At 67.1% G+C, this 304-nt stretch carries 1 protein-coding gene; it reads left to right on the forward strand.

Translation table 11 applies throughout. The features are described from left to right. On the forward strand, nt 1-304 hold a 304-nt coding region (locus DJ021_RS19050), incomplete at both ends, for an outer membrane protein (protein ID WP_165837295.1).

Consider the following 304-nt stretch of genomic DNA (forward strand, 5'->3'; position numbering starts at 1 on the left):
GGTCAGGTGGACCGGCGCTTCCGGACCAGCAACACGGCCAACAGCTTCGCCGCCACCACCAACGACGACTGGGTCGACGGCTGGCAGCTGGGCGCCGGCCTTGAGCATAAGATCACCAACGATGTGAGCCTGGGGCTGGAGTACCTGCTCACCGAACTCGAGGACGACGGCTACACCGTGCGGGCCGGCGGGCCGGTTCCGGCGACCAATCCGTTCGTCCTGACCAATCCGGCGGGGACCAACTTCCAGCGGACCGAGGACGATCTGAAGATCCACGCCGTTCGCGTCACGGCGGCGTACCGCT

Origin of the sequence: Phenylobacterium hankyongense, from assembly GCF_003254505.1 — a bacterium.
Lineage (GTDB): Bacteria > Pseudomonadota > Alphaproteobacteria > Caulobacterales > Caulobacteraceae > Phenylobacterium > Phenylobacterium hankyongense.